Source organism: Roseofilum sp. SBFL (assembly GCF_017746885.1).
GTDB lineage: Bacteria > Cyanobacteriota > Cyanobacteriia > Cyanobacteriales > Desertifilaceae > Roseofilum.
Window position 1 is genome coordinate 35,807 of sequence record NZ_JAGHZH010000166.1, and the last position, 16,230, is coordinate 52,036.

Here is a 16,230-nt window from a genome sequence, read left to right on the forward strand (position 1 = left end):
TGGATGTTATAAACCCATGAAAACATTCAAGAAAATCTTGATTTTTGTGTCAATCATTTCCTTCTTCGGAGGAACTTCTCTTGGGATGCTAAGAGTATTTAGCGGTGTTATTAACACTGAAGAAAGGAATCCTACTTCTCAAACTCAAAGTCCAGAATTGACCCCTGAACAACAATTGATTCAACAAGCTAGGGGATATGAAGTGGTTTTACAACGGGAACCTGAAAACCGCATTGCCCTTGAAGGTTTACTTGTTGTGCGATTACAAATGAACGACCTTCAAAATGCCAGAATTCCATTGAAAAAGTTAGTCGATTTATATCCTGATGATAAGACTTATCAAGAATTAATGACTCAGTTAGAAAATGAGTTACAAAAACGAACCAGTTCTAGTGAAGAGAACCAAGAAACCAATGCAAACACTAATTCAGACGATCAAATGAACATAGAAAACAACTGATAAGTCTTGCATAATATATTATTGAAATAATATACTTCAATTGATGAACTGACCGGATGTAAATAATTCATAATATATTAATCAACTACTAACTGGAGAAAAATATGTTTTGGGATGATATAAAACTCGTTACTGAACAAGTGCAAAAATATGGATTAAGAAAGCCTTTGGTTGATTTGGGCGGATTAGAGAAACCCACTATAGCGGATTACAACATAACCATTCAAACTCAAGAACAGTATGCTCGATATATTTACTTAAATCAAAGACCTTTCGATCATATTGATCCAGATTACTTAGTTCTAAATCCCGAAAATGGCTCCCCTGAAATTGAAGAGCTCCCTTCTCTATACTCGGATTTTTTCGGCACAGCAGTTTGCTTAAATGTGATTGAGCATGTAGAAAATCCCTTTGAGGTTTTTGATGCTTTTTATAAAATAATGAAGCCAGAAGGGTTGTTGATTATTGAAACTGTATTTTCTTTTCCTTATCATCCTTCTCCCAGGGATTATTGGCGTTACTCAGCAGAGTGTCTCAAAAATTTGAGTCAAAAAGCCGGATTTGAAGTATTAGAATGTGATTGGCGATTATTGATTAGAGCCGATCAAGGAATTGAAGTTATTCAAGAAATTCCCGGATTATACAAAAAACACCATCCTCAAGAAATAATGACGGTCTATGCTACCTTAACTAAGGCAGAAGAACCAATTAAGGAAAATTTAGTTAACTATCAATTGCCACAACGGTTATCTTCTGATCCTAAAGCTAGATTGACGATTTCCACAGAAGACTTACAAACACAACTAGAACAAAACCAATATCGTTTTCAAGAATCACCAGAAGACCCAGATTACCTCCACTCATTTAAACAAGTTCGTCAACAAATTTGTGAAACTTTATTGACTACTCCACAAGAACAATTACCCGTGACTCATAAGCTTCATCAAAAACTGATAGGTGGCTTCATAAAAGATTTTCCTAAGACTGAAGAAGAAAATGAATTTTTAAATCTTGCTTTAAAATCATTAGACTCAACTAGTCATCAACTTCAATGGGAGTATGTCCCAGAAGGATGGTTAAGGAGAGATGAAAAAATAAAAGGATGGAACATTAAGGCTATTTTGGATGTGCGGAAACATCAGTGGAAAGGTTTAGTTGATCAACTGAAAAAAAATGCTTTGCTGTCTGATGACTATTCACAACAGAATAATTATATTCTTTTTGCTTATGTCTTGTCTTTAACTGCTCAGAAAAAAGAGGAAATTTCTATCTTAGACTGGGGTGGAGGATTGGGAGAGTATTATCTGATAGCTCAATCCTTACTCCCTAATGTAAAAATCAATTATTCTTGTGCAGAAGTACCTATATTGTGTGAAGCGGGTCGCTCTCTTCAACCTGATGTTACATTCTATGAAGAAGCTCGAGACTGTTTTGCCCATGAATATGATTTAGTATTTTGCAGTTCGGCACTGCAATATGCACAAGATTGGACAACTTTGGTAGAAAAGATGGTTAAAAGTACCCGGCTGTATTTGTATATAACGCGACTTCCTGTTATTCAGAATTACTCGTCTTTTGTTGTTTTACAGCGGGCTTATGATTATGGTTATAATACAGAATATTTAAGTTGGTTTTTAAATATTTATGAATTAGTTAATTATGTAGAGGGTTTAGATATGAAAAAAGTTAGAGATTTTTTAATTGCAGAGCGTTTTTCTGTTCCGGGCGCTCCAGAAGTGGGAGAAGGTCGAGGATTACTCTTTAGTCAAAACCGTGAATAGGTATTAAGGAAACACTATCTCTAGATAGGTTAAACAACTATGAAAGATACTGTATTTGCCAATAAAAAAGTTTTAATTACTGGGGGACTGGGTTTTATTGGTAGTAACCTGGCTCGACGACTGCTTAAATTAGGTGCTAATGTGCTGTTAGTGGATAGTTTAATTCCAGAATATGGAGGAAACTTATTTAACATTAATGGTATTGAAGATCAAGTTGAAGTGAATATTTCTGATGTCAGAGATCAGTATAGTATGCGTTATTTGGTTCAAGACCAAGATTACTTATTTAATCTGGCTGGACAAACGAGCCATTTAGACTCTATGCACGATCCTTATACAGACTTAGAAATTAATTGTCGATCGCAGCTTTCGATCTTAGAAGCTTGTCGTAATTATAACCCAGATATCAAACTTGTTTTTGCCAGTACCCGTCAACTCTACGGTAAACCGGATTACTTACCTGTAGATGAAAACCATTTACTCCGTCCCGTAGATGTCAATGGGATTAACAAAATGGCAGGAGAGTGGTATCACATCCTCTATAACAATGTCTATGGAATTCGTTCCTGTGCTTTGCGTCTAACCAATACCTATGGCCCCCGAATGCGGGTTAAGGATGCACGACAAACCTTTCTGGGCATTTGGATTCGTTTGGTGCTTGAAGAAAAACCTTTTGAAGTGTGGGGTGGAGATCAACTGCGGGATTTCACTTATGTCGAGGATGCGGTTGATGCCATATTAATGGCGGCTGTTCAACCTGAAGCAGAAGGGCAAATTTTTAATCTAGGGGGCGATCGCATTATTAGCCTGCGAGAAACGGCTGAACTCCTGATTAAAGTCAATAGTGGTGGAGAATTTCAAATTCGTGAATTTCCCCCAGAGCGAAAACGGATTGATATCGGTGACTACTATACCGATTATAGTAAAATTAAATCCAGTCTAGGATGGACTCCGAAAAGGTCTTTGGAAGAAGGACTAACTCAAACTCTGGCTTTTTACCGCGATCACTTGCCTCAATATCTCTAGCCTAATCCATCTACCCTCTCCACCAACCTCATGCTCCTTCAAACCAACCCTAAAGCCGGTTATCTGGCTCAAAAAGCAGACATCGATCAAGCCATTCATCAAGTTCTAGAAAGTGGATGGTACATTTTAGGTGAAGAAGTAACCGCTTTTGAAAAAGAATTCGCTCAATACATGGGAGCCAGTTATGCGGTTGGTGTTGCCAGTGGTACAGATGCTTTAGTCCTTGCATTAAAGGCTTGTGGAATTGGAGTGGGAGACAGTGTGATTACTGTCTCTCATACCGCAGTTGCTACCGTTGCCGCGATTGAACTTGCCGGAGCAACCCCCATTTTAGTCGATATCGATCCAGTTACATTTACCCTCGATCCCAACTCCCTAGAAGATACCCTCATTGAACTGAATAAACATTCTCGCCTTAACGTCAAAGCCATTATTCCTGTTCATTTATACGGTCACCCAGCCGACATGACTTCCATCTTAGAAATTGCTCGTCGCTACGAACTGGAGGTCATCGAAGATTGTGCCCAATCCCACAGTGCAATGTTCAACAATCAAAAAACAGGAACTTGGGGAAAATTAGGAGCCTTCAGCTTTTATCCAACCAAGAATTTAGGAGCTTTAGGGGATGGTGGAGCAGTCGTTACCGACAATTCTGAACTTGCTGAAAAGCTCTTGATCTTACGACAATATGGCTGGAAACAACGCTTTATTAGTGATACTTCCGGCATGAATAGTCGTTTAGATCCGATACAGGCAGCGATTCTGCGAGTCAAGCTATCTGCCCTCGATCGAGATAATAACCAACGAAAATTTGTAGCTAAAGTCTACGATCGCAATTTAAGTAATTTACCTCTGACTCTTCCAGAAACTAAAGATAATGTCGATCCAGTTTATCATCAATATGTTATTCGTTCTGACTCTAGAGACAATCTACAAAAGTTTTTGAAAGCAGAGGGGATTGGCACAGCTATTCATTATCCCGTACCCGTTCATCAGCAACCTGCATACCAAAAATTAGCGATTTCTCCAAAAGGACTAAGTGTTACTGAAAAAATCAGTCGTAAAATTTTGAGTCTACCTATGTATGGTCAGCTCACTGAGGAAGAAGCAACCAGAGTCAGTCAGGCTCTGATTTCTGGAATTAAATCTTTAAATTCATGTTGATTTTTAATAAATTATGCGTTATTTCTGCACCTACTTCGATCATAACTATTTACCCAAAGGATTAGCACTTTATCAGTCCTTACAGAAATTTTGTGGTGATTTTGAATTGTGGGTACTTTGTCTCAGTCGAATTTGTTATGATGCCCTTCAAAAACTTAACTATCCTAATGTGCATTTAATCCCTCTAGATAAACTAGAACAAAGCGATCCAGATCTGCTAGGGGCAAAACAAAATCGAACCATTGTTGAATACTATTTCACTTGTACTCCCTGTTTACCATTATACGTTTTAAGAAATAATCCGCAAGTAGATTTGCTGACTTACTTAGATTCAGATTTATTTTTTTACTCTGATTTAGATCCGATTTATCAGGAAATTGGCGATCGCTCCATTGCCATTATAGAACATCGATTTTCACCCGATTGCCTAGAACTCAAAAAATTTGGAATATACAATGTAGGATGGTTATCATTTCGCGCCGATCAAAATGCTCTAAGTTGTTTGCAATGGTGGCGAGAGCGGTGTATAGAATGGTGTTATGACCGACCAGAACCCACAAGATTTGCTGACCAGAAATATCTTGATGATTGGTTAGATCGATTTTCGGAAGTAGTCGTTATACAGCATAAAGGGGCTAATGTTTCCCACTGGAACACAAATAATTATCAAATTTATAAGAGTCGAAACCAAGTTTTTATTGATGAGCTGCCGCTAATATTTTTCCATTTCCATGGATTTAAAAATTACAAAACTGGTTTTGAAATATCTTCTTTGAATCCAGAGTTTAAATTATCCAGCTCGAAAGAAAGGATGATTTTTGAATTCATCTATAGCACTTACATCAAAACATTGAAAGACATTACTCAAATGATGGGTGATGTCTTACCTGGTCTTTCCATACATCGTTCTTTAAGAGGTGCGGCCATTCCCGCTCTTGCCTCCCTATAAAAAAAGTGAGTTCAAATGTTGATGGATTTTAATCTTCTATGTTAAAATACAAAACTACAACTCCAGTCTGTTTAATCATATTTAAGCGAGCCGAATTAACTCAAAGACTGTTTGATGTAGTTCGTCAGGTTCAACCTTCTAAACTATTGGTAATTGCTGATGGCCCTCGTCTAAATTGGTCAGCAGAGGCTCAAAAATGTGAAGAAACACGGAAAATTATTGATACCGTAGACTGGGATTGTGAAGTTCTCAAAAACTATGCAGATCAAAATCTTGGCCTTAAGCATCGAGTAGCTAGTGGCTTAGATTGGGTTTTTGAAACCGTTGAGGAAGCAATTATTCTTGAGGATGATTGTCTTCCTAATGTAACCTTCTTCAGATTTTGTGATGAACTTTTAAGTTACTACCGAAATACTGAAGAAGTCATGGTTATTACGGGGACTAATTTTTTCTTTGGATATCAACCCACTCCAGAAAATTATTACTTTTCCAGATATATTGATTGTTGGGGGTGGGCAACTTGGAGAAGAGCTTGGCAACATTTTGATTTTGACATGCAAGAATGGCCAAGACTGCGAGAACAAAATTGGTTACAAGAATTATTCCTAGAACCTCAAGTTGTTGCCCAATGGACAAACATTTTTGAAGCCACTTATCAAGGCTATATTAACTCTTGGGCTTATCGATGGAAATTTGCCTGTTGGCGAAGAAACGGATTAACCATTGTTCCTGAAAAAAATTTGGTTTCTAACCTCGGATTTAATCAAGAGGGAACGAATACCCAATTAAGCGGTGGATTACTAGATGAAATCCCCAATGAATCAATAGTATTTCCTCTAAAACATCCGGCGCAAGTGGAACGAAATGATTGGGTAGACTATTTAACTCAAAAAATTGTTTTTGAGTTGTGTTTTTCAATTTTAATTCCAGAATTAGTTACTACATTTTGGAACTTTACGGAATCTCAGATAGAAAAAACGTATTTAACTATTATTAAAGGATTAAGAAATTCATGGAATGTTAAGCCGCTAGTCCCAACTTGTATCAACGATCAAAAAAGACAGGAAATCAATACTATGATAACTACAAATACGGAAAACAAATCTAAAGAAATCCAATCCTTACTGGTGGCGATGCTCTATGCTTACCCTCATCAATTGCCAATTCAGTATGATTGGTCTCGAATTCCTCAATGGTTATTGCCTGATTATATTAATTTTTCCTTCACTCCTCCGGGATTATATCAAGAAATTGGAGAAGCAAAGCAATATCTGAGCTATCTAGAGTGTTGGATGAATTACATTTCTTCAATTATTGAAAACAACCCCGGTTCACAGATTGCTCAACAAATTCTTTACTACTTCCAGAAATCTAGTAATTGTCGTGGCTTGTATCAAACCGATGCTAACCTGAAAAATCTTTATACCAAAAGAGCTAAATTGATTGAAAAGTGGTGTTTACTGCAAGGACAATCTGTAGACTACGACTTTGCCCCTAGACTACCAGAAAGAACTAGAATTCGCTTAGGAATTTTGGCTGACAATTTTGGCTTAAAACCTGATACTTTTTTAAGTCTACCGGCTTATAAACATCTGAATCGGGATCGGTTTGAAATTGTTTTGTATTCCATTCAGGCAACAGGAGATCGCTTGGAAAGGTATTGTTCAGGTCACGCTGATATAGGTGTACAACTTCCAGAAGATTTACCCAGTACAATCCAAAAAATTCGTGAAGAAGACCTGGATATTTTATTAATTGCGGGTACAATAACAGAGGAAGTGAATAATCTGAGTGTATTGACAAATTTCCGGTTGGCTCGTATTCAAATTCTTGGAAGTTATTCAGGATTGAATCCACAAACAAGCACTATTGATTATTATCTTTCAGGCGATCTTCTGGAGCTTGAAAAAACAGATGATTCAATGATTTGTTTATCAGGAATTGGAAAAACGATAGATTTTGGTTGTGAGCAGCGAGGCCTTCCCATCCGTAGTTTTGACCGAGAAACTTTAGGGATTTCTAATCATGCAGTAGTCTATGTTTATGGGGAAGATAACCAAGCGATTCCTCCAGAAGTAGAACAGACTTGGGTTAAGATTCTGAGCGAGGTTCCTGACTCAGTTTTACTGCTCTATTCAAGTATTTCTCGACCTGTTCCCAAAATGCTTTTAGCAGCTTGGAAACAGCGTTTACAGATGACCTTAAAACAGCAAAATATCAATGAAGATAGAGTAATTTGGGTTTCTGGTGTTCGCAGTCATACGGATATACAAGCCCTGTTGAAGCAAGCCGATATTTATCTATCCCCTTATCCCTACACCGATTTAGTCTCCCTAGTGGAGCCTTTCCTGACTAATTTACCTGTGGTTGTGATGGAAGGTAAACACTCTCATACTCGCTTGGGTGCTGCACTGTTAGAAGAAATGGAAATGAGTTCATGGATTAGTAAAGATGAAGCTGCTTATCTTGAAACAGCAGTTTCTCTAGGTAAAGATTTCCAATTGCGCGAACAATATGGTCATCAGATACAGCAAGCAATGAAAAAAACTCCTTGCTTTCTAGATAGTGAGTTATACTCATCTGAAATTGAATCCAGATTGGTGGAAGTGTTTGAGAACTATCAACTCTCTGAAATAAAAGAAAACTTAAGATTAAGAAGGGTTAATTTGATTATTTTTCCAGACTGGAGTCAACCGGAAGACATCCTATTATTGGATTTAGCTATGGCATTCAAGGCAACTATGAGCCATGGGCAAAAGGATGACATAACGCTGCTAGTGGCAACGAGCAATATTAGTGACGAAGATGCGGATGCTGCTATTTCCACTGTGATTATGGGTTTACTGATGGAAGAAGAGAGCGATCTGGCTGAAGGGTTAGAAATTTGCTTAACCGGGTCTTTGGGTCGTTTACAATTACAGGCTTTATATCCCCAACTGCAAGGACGTTTATCTTTAGAATACGAGTCTTCTATTCCTGAGCTTTTATTTTCTGCTCCTGCTTATTCTCTGAAAGAATTTCTAGAAATGCAATTTTAAGAAGGGTTTAGTCATTGGGGGGCGGTTGAATAATCATGTCACCATTTTCTGTGATTTGAACAATTCCACCCACTGATTTTATCCCTTGGATCGCCCGATCCCGGGTTTGCTCATCGACTGCATTTCGATAAACTAACATCCAAGCAGCAAACTGGGCCTGTTTACTATCCGGATTTTGGGCTAAAAATCCTGCTGTTGAGTGCGAGAGAGCAACCACATTCTCGCTCTCTAGATCAGAATATTCACTGGCCCATTCAGCCGCTTTAGCAAATGATGCTTGCGCTGCTTGAGCATCGCCTAGAAAGAGCAGTTGATCAATCCCCAAGTAGCGCCAGATATAATAGGAACGGGGTGGGTCTTGAGGAGAAAGTAACTGTAATCCCTTTTCCATCATTGCAGTAGAAATTTTAGGCTCGCCTAAATATAAAGAAATACTTGAAGAAAGACCAAAATAAGCAGGAATAAACCGAGGGTCTTCATTTAGAGCAATTTCAAAATATTGTGGAGTTAAATCATATCCGGTGTGTTCGCGGGCGGGCTCGTCACCAAAATAGATTAAAAATTTAACATAAGCCCAATCCGCAATTAAGTTATCAAAGCCAAAATTAGGTATAGCTTTGAGTAATTTCAGTGCGATCCCCTCTTGAGCAACTTCACGCTGGAATTCACTTTCTGTCCGTTGCGCTTGGACTGATTTGAGTTGATTCAGCTTGGGGAGTTGCAAAGAGGAGATCGCCGTTGCACAGAGCGCCACTAAACTGCCTGTAGCTAAGATATAATACCATCGCCGTTTATCTGTACTCATTGCCTCCTACCAAATCGCCTTCAAATCTAGGCACAAACCTGAGAGAACCTCTTCTCCCGATACACGGGTGGGAGCTTCTAGCACTTCTGGGGGTTGTCCGGGACGGTAAACTTTGACTTGGCGCTGTTTGCGGTTAATCAACCAACCGAGACGACAACCATTATCGAGGTATTCCTGTATTTTGGCTTGGGTTTTGGGCAAACTATCGCTGGGGGACAGAATTTCCACAGCAAACTCGGGACACAGGGGGAGAAATTTTTCCCGTTGTTCTGGGGTAAGATGACACCAACGCTCTTGGGCTATCCAAGCTGCATCTGGGGAGCGATCGCTGCCATTGGGTAAATCAAACCCAGTGGAAGAGTCGAACACTTCACCCAGTTGAGTTTGTTCATTCCACAAAGCCAGTTGCAGGTTAATTTTAGTATTCACACGGCCCGTTTCCCAACCTGTAGGGGACATGAGATGGAGTTGTCCCGTTGCACTGCGTTCGAGTTTGATGTCTGGGTTGTGTTGACAGAGTTGATAAAATTGCTCAGAGGTGAGTTTAATTATGGGATCGAGGTTAAGCGTTACCATACTTCCTTACCCTAGATATTAAGTATTTAATTTAAGCGGGCGGTACATTCAAGGATGAGGCGCTGATTCTCGATCGCGTGGGGAACAAGTTCCGAAGCTTGACGAAACGCCGCGATCGCCTCCCGATATTCAGCCAGAGCCGCATGACATAATCCTAACCCATGCAGTGCCCCAAAGTGAATTGGATTTAAGCGCACGACTTCTTCACAATCAGCGATCGCCTTATCATACTCGCGGCGCATATAATGTAACACGGCTCTCCGGTTCCATGCTTCAGCAAAATCCGGCCAATCGTGAATCACTTCCGTTAACAGTTCTTCAGCTCTGTCGAAATGACCGGCATCCAATACTCTCTGGGCTTGTTGCAGTCGCTTTACTCCCATCATTCCTTTCTGGTTAAACCAGCGCCGCCATAGTTCCTGAATGGCTTGTTCGCGCACCGGTTCGGAATCACTCTGGAGATCGGATAGTAAACCATCTAGTTCTGGATCGCGCATGGTTTTCCACAAGAGCAGTTCTTTCTAGTTTAACTCTGCTCATGGGTTATTGGTTATTGCTCATGGGTCTTGTGCTAAAACTTCATCATTCCTGCTGCTCTCTGGAATTCAGAAACCTCACTGCTTCAATTTGATGGGCGATCGCCACCCGTTTGAGTTCCCCTTGAGGCGATAACAGATAAATCCCACTACCATTGCTGTAAGCCACTGTACCATCGGCCGCCAAATCATAAGCCAAAACACTCGTGGCTAACACCTCCGGCACGCCCTGGTTTCCTTGACGTACCAACTCCCAACTAGGGGGAACCAAGGGGGGAGCATCCCGATCTTCGGCATGTTGATTGGGGAGATTATCCAACGTTAACCAATCTCCCCAGATCCGCATCCGTTTCGGTTCTACCTTTTGTTGCGTTCCCGCATCAATCGCTCGCACAATAGAGTCCCGATCAGATGGCTCACATCGGTCTGGACTCGGTTCCAGTTTACCTCCTAACATCCAGGTTCCCATGCCAAAAGCTGGCATAGAAAAGTTAATTTCTGGGATTTTCTTTTCAGGAATCATTGTTTTATCCGAAGAACGCCAAGGTTTTTACTCTCCCATCACGGATTTTATCACCACCAAACAAATTTTTAGATTCGCTTTATAACCATATAGGAGTCTTACGTCTAGAATAGAAATCAACCCTCATCTCTCTAGCGATCGTGAATTACCCTAAATCTCCACCTATTCCCGCCAACCATCTCAACATCATGGGATATGTAGACGAGTCGGAAGTTAATGGCCCAGGATGTCGCGCTGTGGTCTGGGTTCAAGGCTGCACTCGCAATTGTTCTGGCTGTTTTAATCCCGCTTCTTGGTCGTTTGAGATTAACCAACTGATTTCCATCGATACTCTAGCAGAAAAAATTGCCAGTAATCCCCGCAATCAAGGGGTGACCTTTTCTGGAGGAGAACCTTTTTGGCAGGCTCCAGGACTGGCTAACTTGGCTCGTCAGCTTAAAGCGAAGGGATTCAATATTATGTCATTTACGGGTTTTACCGTAGAGCAGTTAAGGGCGAAAGGTGCGCCGGAAGGGGCACAAGAGTTACTCGATCAACTGGATATTCTCATTGATGGCCCCTATGTAGAATCTTTAGCAATTCATTCCCCCACTTCTCCCGTTTCTTCGAGTAATCAGCGGGTTCATATCCTGAATCCAGAATTTGAAAATGCGATTAGTTGGGCGAGCGATCAAATGGAAATCCATATTCTCAAAGATGGTACTCGCTTAGTCACGGGGTATCGCGGCCAGATGACCTTGGCTGAATTGTAGGGTTTCTTGAGTTGATCGCAACATTAGAAATTGTAGATCATGACCAAACTCCCAATTTTACAACCTGGACAATCCTATACGTTCAGGCAATACAGAGTTCACTCAACTGGCTGTTGAACTGATTGCCCTTGACCAATGGGGCGATAGTTCCCAGTCTAGTCTTGTGGGGGCTGTTTCTACCGGTGATATCTGGCAATTGGCTCTCTTACATCGGGAGACTAAACACATTCAACAAGGACTGATGCTTTATCGAGTCCCCGATGATTTAGAAACCTTAGTTCGCATTTTAGTTCAAGTTTTTCAGCGATCGCCCAAAAATATATTTTTTCTCTTGGTGATCGCAATTGGAGCAACCATGCTATAAGATAGTTGAAAGTCAAATATCGGTTCTAGCGGGGAGCAGCCGCTAGAGGAAACGGGGAAAGTGCAGTGAGAATCTGCCGCTGTCCCGCAGCTGTGAAGGAGAGATCTTGTCTCCAAGTCAGAATGCCCGCCGATGAAAATACCGACATATAAGATGTGAAAACTCTCGTCTATTCACCCCTATATCTGCGAGGTACAGATGTTTATCAGTCTTTTTGTTTTAAGATTTAAAGTTTTTCTGTCTGCCAATTGCCTCCGCCACGGCAAATCACAGAATCTAGCGGTTAGCCATTAGCAATCAAAAGTCAGCTTCTTTTTAGGAAAACCTGGAATTATTTGATGATCGATGATTCATTATTTTTTCTATGGTCTAAATGCTGAGTTACCAAAATGATCCTCAAGGCTACAGAAGCGATCGATTATCTTTAAATCTCCTCAAAAATGTGCCGGTTAAAGACATGAAATTTTTAGAGAAACCAACAGAAGTGGGGAGTTGGAACTCTTCCAAAGATACGCCACTTTCTGCACTTTATCAACTCAATTTATGGGAAATTGCGATCGCCGCAGTTGGGGAACTTCGTGAGTGGCAGTCAGGGCTAATTGCTGTGAGTTTTGCCAGCATTCTGTTGTCTTCTAATCCACCCTTACTAGGGTTGGCTGTGGTGGCCAGTAACACTTTAAATCCCCATAGAGCGGTCGAGACTGTCATCACCATTTGGCTAACCGATTGGTTTTCTACAAGTGCGATCGGTCAAATTCCCTTAAATATAAATTCATTGAATTTGGCAATTTGCAACGGAGTGCAACTCCTTTTGGTCACCGGATTTGTCATCCGGCAACCCAAATTTAGCCGGAGCAATTTTTCCGGTTATTTAGGGTGGTTAGGTCTAAGCGCGATCGCCGCATATATTCTTACCCAAGGGAATCTGATGCTATTTGACCAGTGGACGGACAGTTTTGGAGCGATCGACCCTAACTGGCTTGCGAGTAATCTATTATGGGTCTTTGGCTTATCGGTAATTCACTGCGCGATCGTCTGGTTGTTGGTGCAGACGATTCCTCAATACTCGCGTCCTGTTTTTCCACCTCGCGGCCAATTTGGCGATCGCCCTTGGGGGTGTGGACGAAAATTTTAGTAGGGGTTTGGAGACCAAAACCCCCTACGATTAGATACCGGGCTATCTGCTAAAAAACGTATTATCAGAGGAGACTCTTTCATGCCAATGTACTTATTCTACTCTCTGGGATTTTTGCTTTTACTCCTAGGAGGAGGGATTGCGCTCTATCTCGCCACCCCTCGCAGTTATCAATCTGCCGACACGGTAGCTAATTCTTATGACGAATGGACTGAAGACGGAATTTTAGAATTTTACTGGGGCGAACATATTCACCTGGGTCATTATGGGTCACCACCAACACGGAAAAATTTTCTCACCGCTAAATCGGACTTTGTGCATGAAATGGCTAAGTGGGGAGGATTGGATAAATTACCCCGTGGGACAACAGTATTAGATGTCGGTTGTGGCATTGGGGGTAGCAGCCGCATTCTCGCCAAAGATTACGGTTTTTCGGTTACGGGGGTGACCATTAGCCCGCAACAAGTGCAGCGCGCCCAGGAATTAACCCCTGAAGGAGTCGATGCCAAGTTTATGGTCAATGATGTCCTGGCATTATCTTTCCCCGATGCCAGTTTTGACGTGGTTTGGTCGATCGAAGCTGGCCCCCATATGCCCGATAAAGCCCAATATGCGCGAGAGATGATTCGGGTGTTAAAACCCGGTGGTCAGCTAGTTGTGGCAGACTGGAACCAAAGAGACGATCGCCAACAGCCCCTAAATTTCTGGGAAAAACCCGTCATGCGTCAACTGCTCGATCAGTGGTCCCATCCCGCTTTTTCTAGTATTGAAGGGTTTGCCGAAACGATCGCGGAAACTGGATTGGTTTCTGGGGAAGTCGTTACCGCAGATTGGACTCCAGAAACCCTGCCTTCTTGGTTCGATTCTATCTGGCAAGGAATTGCTCGACCTAAAGGATTATGGCTGTTTGGGGTCTCGGGATTTATCAAATCTTTGCGAGAAGTGCCCACGATGCTGTTAATGCGTCTGGCATTTGGCGCTGGGTTGTGCCGGTTTGGGATGTTCCGCGCTGTGCGAGGGAGTTCAACCCCTCAGTCCGTAGAGAACGCGAAAGAGGTTCAGTTGCTGAACGGTTAGGGGCAAAATTAATCGGGACTTACGCACCACAGGTCATTATCCAGTAGCGGGTTCGTTTTCTCACCCCAACCTAAACGAGTTAGAGTGCCCTGCTCTGCGTAAGTCCTAAATCAAATGGAGTTAATGTCAATCATGGAAACTTTGCGCTTTGATGCAACTGATACCAAATCCGAATAGTATAGAAAATAAACAGATGCTGTTCTAATGCCAATTTTCTTGCTATCCATCTCTACCTGTACTACCCGGATTTGGTATGATTTTTCGTCGCCTGTGGCTGAGTTGGACTGTGATGTCGCGATTGTGGGTGGGGGAATTGTCGGAGCCACTCTAGGATCTGCACTGAAGGATTCTGGATTGAAAGCGATCGCGATCGAGGCGAATTCTCTGGAGTTGGCAGTAGCTCGAGACCGGGCTTACGCTCTTTCCCCTCTGTCAGGACAAATTTTCCAGGAGATTGGGGTGTGGTCAGATATTTTTCCTCACATTGGTAAATATTGTCACATTCATCTGTCCGATGGGGACGATCCTGACCCGGTCAAATTCCAAACGGCGGATTTGGGAACTGAATATCTGGGCTATGTCGGACCGCATCAGGCGATTCTCAAGTCTTTGCAAGAGTCGATCGCTGAATGTGAAAATGTGCGTTGGTTATGTCCGGCTAAAACTTGCGGTATCATTTACCAAGCCGATGGTGCGGTGGTTGAAGTAGAGGTGGAAGGACAGAAGCAGCACCTCAGAACTCGATTGGTTGTTGCGGCTGATGGAGCTAGATCGCCCGTTCGGAATTGGGCTGGGATTAAGACAATCGGCTGGAAATATTGGCAGTCTTGCGTGACTTTTGTCATTCAACATGAAGCGCCTCAAAATGATATCGCCTTTGAGCGCTTTTGGCCCGATGGCCCGATGGGAGTGTTACCATTGCCGGGAAATCGCTGTCAAATTGTTTGGACTGCTCCCCATGCTAAGGCTGAGGCTTTACAAAAACTTGCAGAAGATGAGTTCTTGGCTCGATTGGAATACTACACCGGGGGTTTGTTGGGCAAGCTGAAATTGATCGGCGATCGCTTATTATTTCCGGTTCAATTATTCCAATCTCAGAATTACGTGCGATCGCGACTGGCGTTAGTGGGTGATGCGGCACATCGCTGTCATCCTTTGGGGGGACAAGGACTGAATCTGGGGATTCGCGATGCGGCAGCATTAGCCCAAATTCTATCAACGGCGCACCAACAAGGGGAAGATATCGGAGATCTTCAGGTTCTCAAGCGCTATGAACGCTGGCGTAAGGGAGAAAACCTGGTCATCCTAGGATTGACTGATATCTTGGATCGAATGTTTTCTAATAGTTATTTGCCTGTGGAGATCGTCCGTCGCTTTGGTCTTTGGCTACTGCGGACTATGCCACCATTGAAAATTTTAGCGCTCAAGCTAATGACTGGATTTCAAGGCCGAACTCCAACGCTTCGGAACAAACAGCAAGTCGTTCGGAGCTAATCGTCCTATTTTTTTTCTTCTGGCGATCGCAAATTAGGACAAAAATGCTGTTGAGACGGGAATTAGAAATGGTGCGGGTGCCGATTTTGCCGTATTTGAAAATGGCTTTGATAACCGAGGCGGTATTTTTGGCGAACTGGCTTATGTGGAAGTTTCCAGTGATGGAGCTAACTTTGCTCGGTTCGACAGTGATTCTCTGACGGGCGAACCGGTTGCCGCGCAACAAGTCCTCGACCCAACGGGAATTTACAATCTGGCAGGCAAGCACCGGAATAATGCCTCTGAATTTCAAGGAGAATTTTTTGGCAGTTCCTGGGGCACACCCTTCGATCTGCAAACCCTGGCCAGCAATCCTTTGGTGACTTCCGGTCAGGTGGATCTCAATGCGATTCGGTTTGTTCGCCTGATCGCTCAGGGGGTGACAACAGGCTTGAATCTAAGGCTAGGCTAGGCTTTGAGCCGTTAAAAGATGGCGAAAAAAATCTAGCGATTTTTTGGGCAAGTAACCCTCTAACCTGATGCTATAGTTATGCGATCGCGACCATTGAGT

16 protein-coding genes and 1 riboswitch are annotated in these 16,230 nt (G+C 42.1%); of the genes, 12 read left to right on the forward strand and 4 right to left on the reverse strand.

Going from position 1 to position 16,230, the window contains the following annotated elements:
• Positions 1-16 precede the first annotated feature (16 nt).
• The 6 genes from J7545_RS17965 (at position 17) to J7545_RS17990 (ending at position 8,418) form a co-directional block, all read left to right on the forward strand.
• Positions 17-460: a tetratricopeptide repeat protein gene (locus J7545_RS17965; protein ID WP_318700844.1), complete on the forward strand. Its 444-nt coding sequence runs from the start codon at positions 17-19 to the stop codon at positions 458-460.
• A gap of 104 nt (positions 461-564) precedes the next feature.
• The gene (locus tag J7545_RS17970) at positions 565-2,241 is read left to right on the forward strand and encodes a methyltransferase, TIGR04325 family (RefSeq protein WP_318700845.1); all 1,677 of its coding nucleotides are present in this window, start codon (positions 565-567) and stop codon (positions 2,239-2,241) included.
• Between the two features lie 39 nt (positions 2,242-2,280).
• On the forward strand, positions 2,281-3,267 hold the full coding sequence (locus J7545_RS17975; protein ID WP_318700846.1) for an NAD-dependent epimerase/dehydratase family protein: 987 nt from the start codon (positions 2,281-2,283) through the stop codon (positions 3,265-3,267).
• A gap of 30 nt (positions 3,268-3,297) precedes the next feature.
• Positions 3,298-4,431 (forward strand): DegT/DnrJ/EryC1/StrS family aminotransferase, encoded by a 1,134-nt coding sequence (locus J7545_RS17980; RefSeq protein ID WP_318700847.1) that lies wholly within the window; start codon positions 3,298-3,300, stop codon positions 4,429-4,431.
• A 13-nt stretch (positions 4,432-4,444) separates the two neighbouring features.
• Entirely contained in the window at positions 4,445-5,380 is a 936-nt protein-coding gene (locus J7545_RS17985) for a hypothetical protein (protein ID WP_318700848.1), read from the forward strand.
• A gap of 38 nt (positions 5,381-5,418) precedes the next feature.
• Positions 5,419-8,418: a hypothetical protein gene (locus J7545_RS17990; protein ID WP_318700849.1), complete on the forward strand. Its 3,000-nt coding sequence runs from the start codon at positions 5,419-5,421 to the stop codon at positions 8,416-8,418.
• Positions 8,419-8,425: 7 nt separating this feature from the next.
• On the opposite strand, the gene J7545_RS17995 is transcribed toward J7545_RS17990, so the two are convergent.
• The 4 genes from J7545_RS17995 to J7545_RS18010 form a co-directional block, all read right to left on the reverse strand.
• Complete coding sequence (locus J7545_RS17995) at positions 8,426-9,223, reverse strand: hypothetical protein (RefSeq protein WP_318700850.1); 798 nt, start codon at positions 9,221-9,223, stop codon at positions 8,426-8,428.
• 6 nt (positions 9,224-9,229) lie between these two features.
• Positions 9,230-9,799 carry a Uma2 family endonuclease gene (locus J7545_RS18000; protein WP_318700851.1) on the reverse strand — a complete coding sequence of 190 codons (570 nt, stop codon included), beginning with the start codon at positions 9,797-9,799 and terminating at the stop codon, positions 9,230-9,232.
• Positions 9,800-9,825: 26 nt separating this feature from the next.
• Positions 9,826-10,308, reverse strand: a complete 483-nt coding sequence (locus J7545_RS18005) for a tetratricopeptide repeat protein (RefSeq protein WP_318700852.1) — start codon at positions 10,306-10,308, stop codon at positions 9,826-9,828.
• 73 nt (positions 10,309-10,381) lie between these two features.
• A complete protein-coding gene (locus tag J7545_RS18010; RefSeq protein WP_318700853.1) occupies positions 10,382-10,858 on the reverse strand; it encodes a hypothetical protein in 477 nt (158 codons plus the stop codon).
• Positions 10,859-11,046: 188 nt separating this feature from the next.
• On the opposite strand from J7545_RS18010, the gene J7545_RS18015 reads away from it, so the two are divergent.
• From J7545_RS18015 to J7545_RS18040, 6 genes are all read left to right on the forward strand, one after another.
• Entirely contained in the window at positions 11,047-11,610 is a 564-nt protein-coding gene (locus J7545_RS18015) for a 4Fe-4S single cluster domain-containing protein (RefSeq protein ID WP_413038762.1), read from the forward strand.
• 163 nt (positions 11,611-11,773) lie between these two features.
• Positions 11,774-11,974, forward strand: a complete 201-nt coding sequence (locus J7545_RS18020; protein WP_318700856.1) for a hypothetical protein — start codon at positions 11,774-11,776, stop codon at positions 11,972-11,974.
• A gap of 3 nt (positions 11,975-11,977) precedes the next feature.
• Positions 11,978-12,123: riboswitch (cobalamin riboswitch) on the forward strand.
• A 224-nt stretch (positions 12,124-12,347) separates the two neighbouring features.
• Positions 12,348-13,109, forward strand: coding sequence for a hypothetical protein (locus tag J7545_RS18025; RefSeq protein ID WP_318700857.1), 762 nt, complete (start codon positions 12,348-12,350; stop codon positions 13,107-13,109).
• A gap of 87 nt (positions 13,110-13,196) precedes the next feature.
• Positions 13,197-14,186 (forward strand): methyltransferase domain-containing protein, encoded by a 990-nt coding sequence (locus tag J7545_RS18030; RefSeq protein ID WP_413038763.1) that lies wholly within the window; start codon positions 13,197-13,199, stop codon positions 14,184-14,186.
• 204 nt (positions 14,187-14,390) lie between these two features.
• The gene (locus tag J7545_RS18035) at positions 14,391-15,680 is read left to right on the forward strand and encodes an FAD-dependent hydroxylase (protein WP_318700859.1); all 1,290 of its coding nucleotides are present in this window, start codon (positions 14,391-14,393) and stop codon (positions 15,678-15,680) included.
• Between the two features lie 145 nt (positions 15,681-15,825).
• A complete protein-coding gene (locus tag J7545_RS18040) occupies positions 15,826-16,131 on the forward strand; it encodes a hypothetical protein (protein ID WP_318719944.1) in 306 nt (101 codons plus the stop codon).
• Positions 16,132-16,230 lie beyond the last annotated feature (99 nt).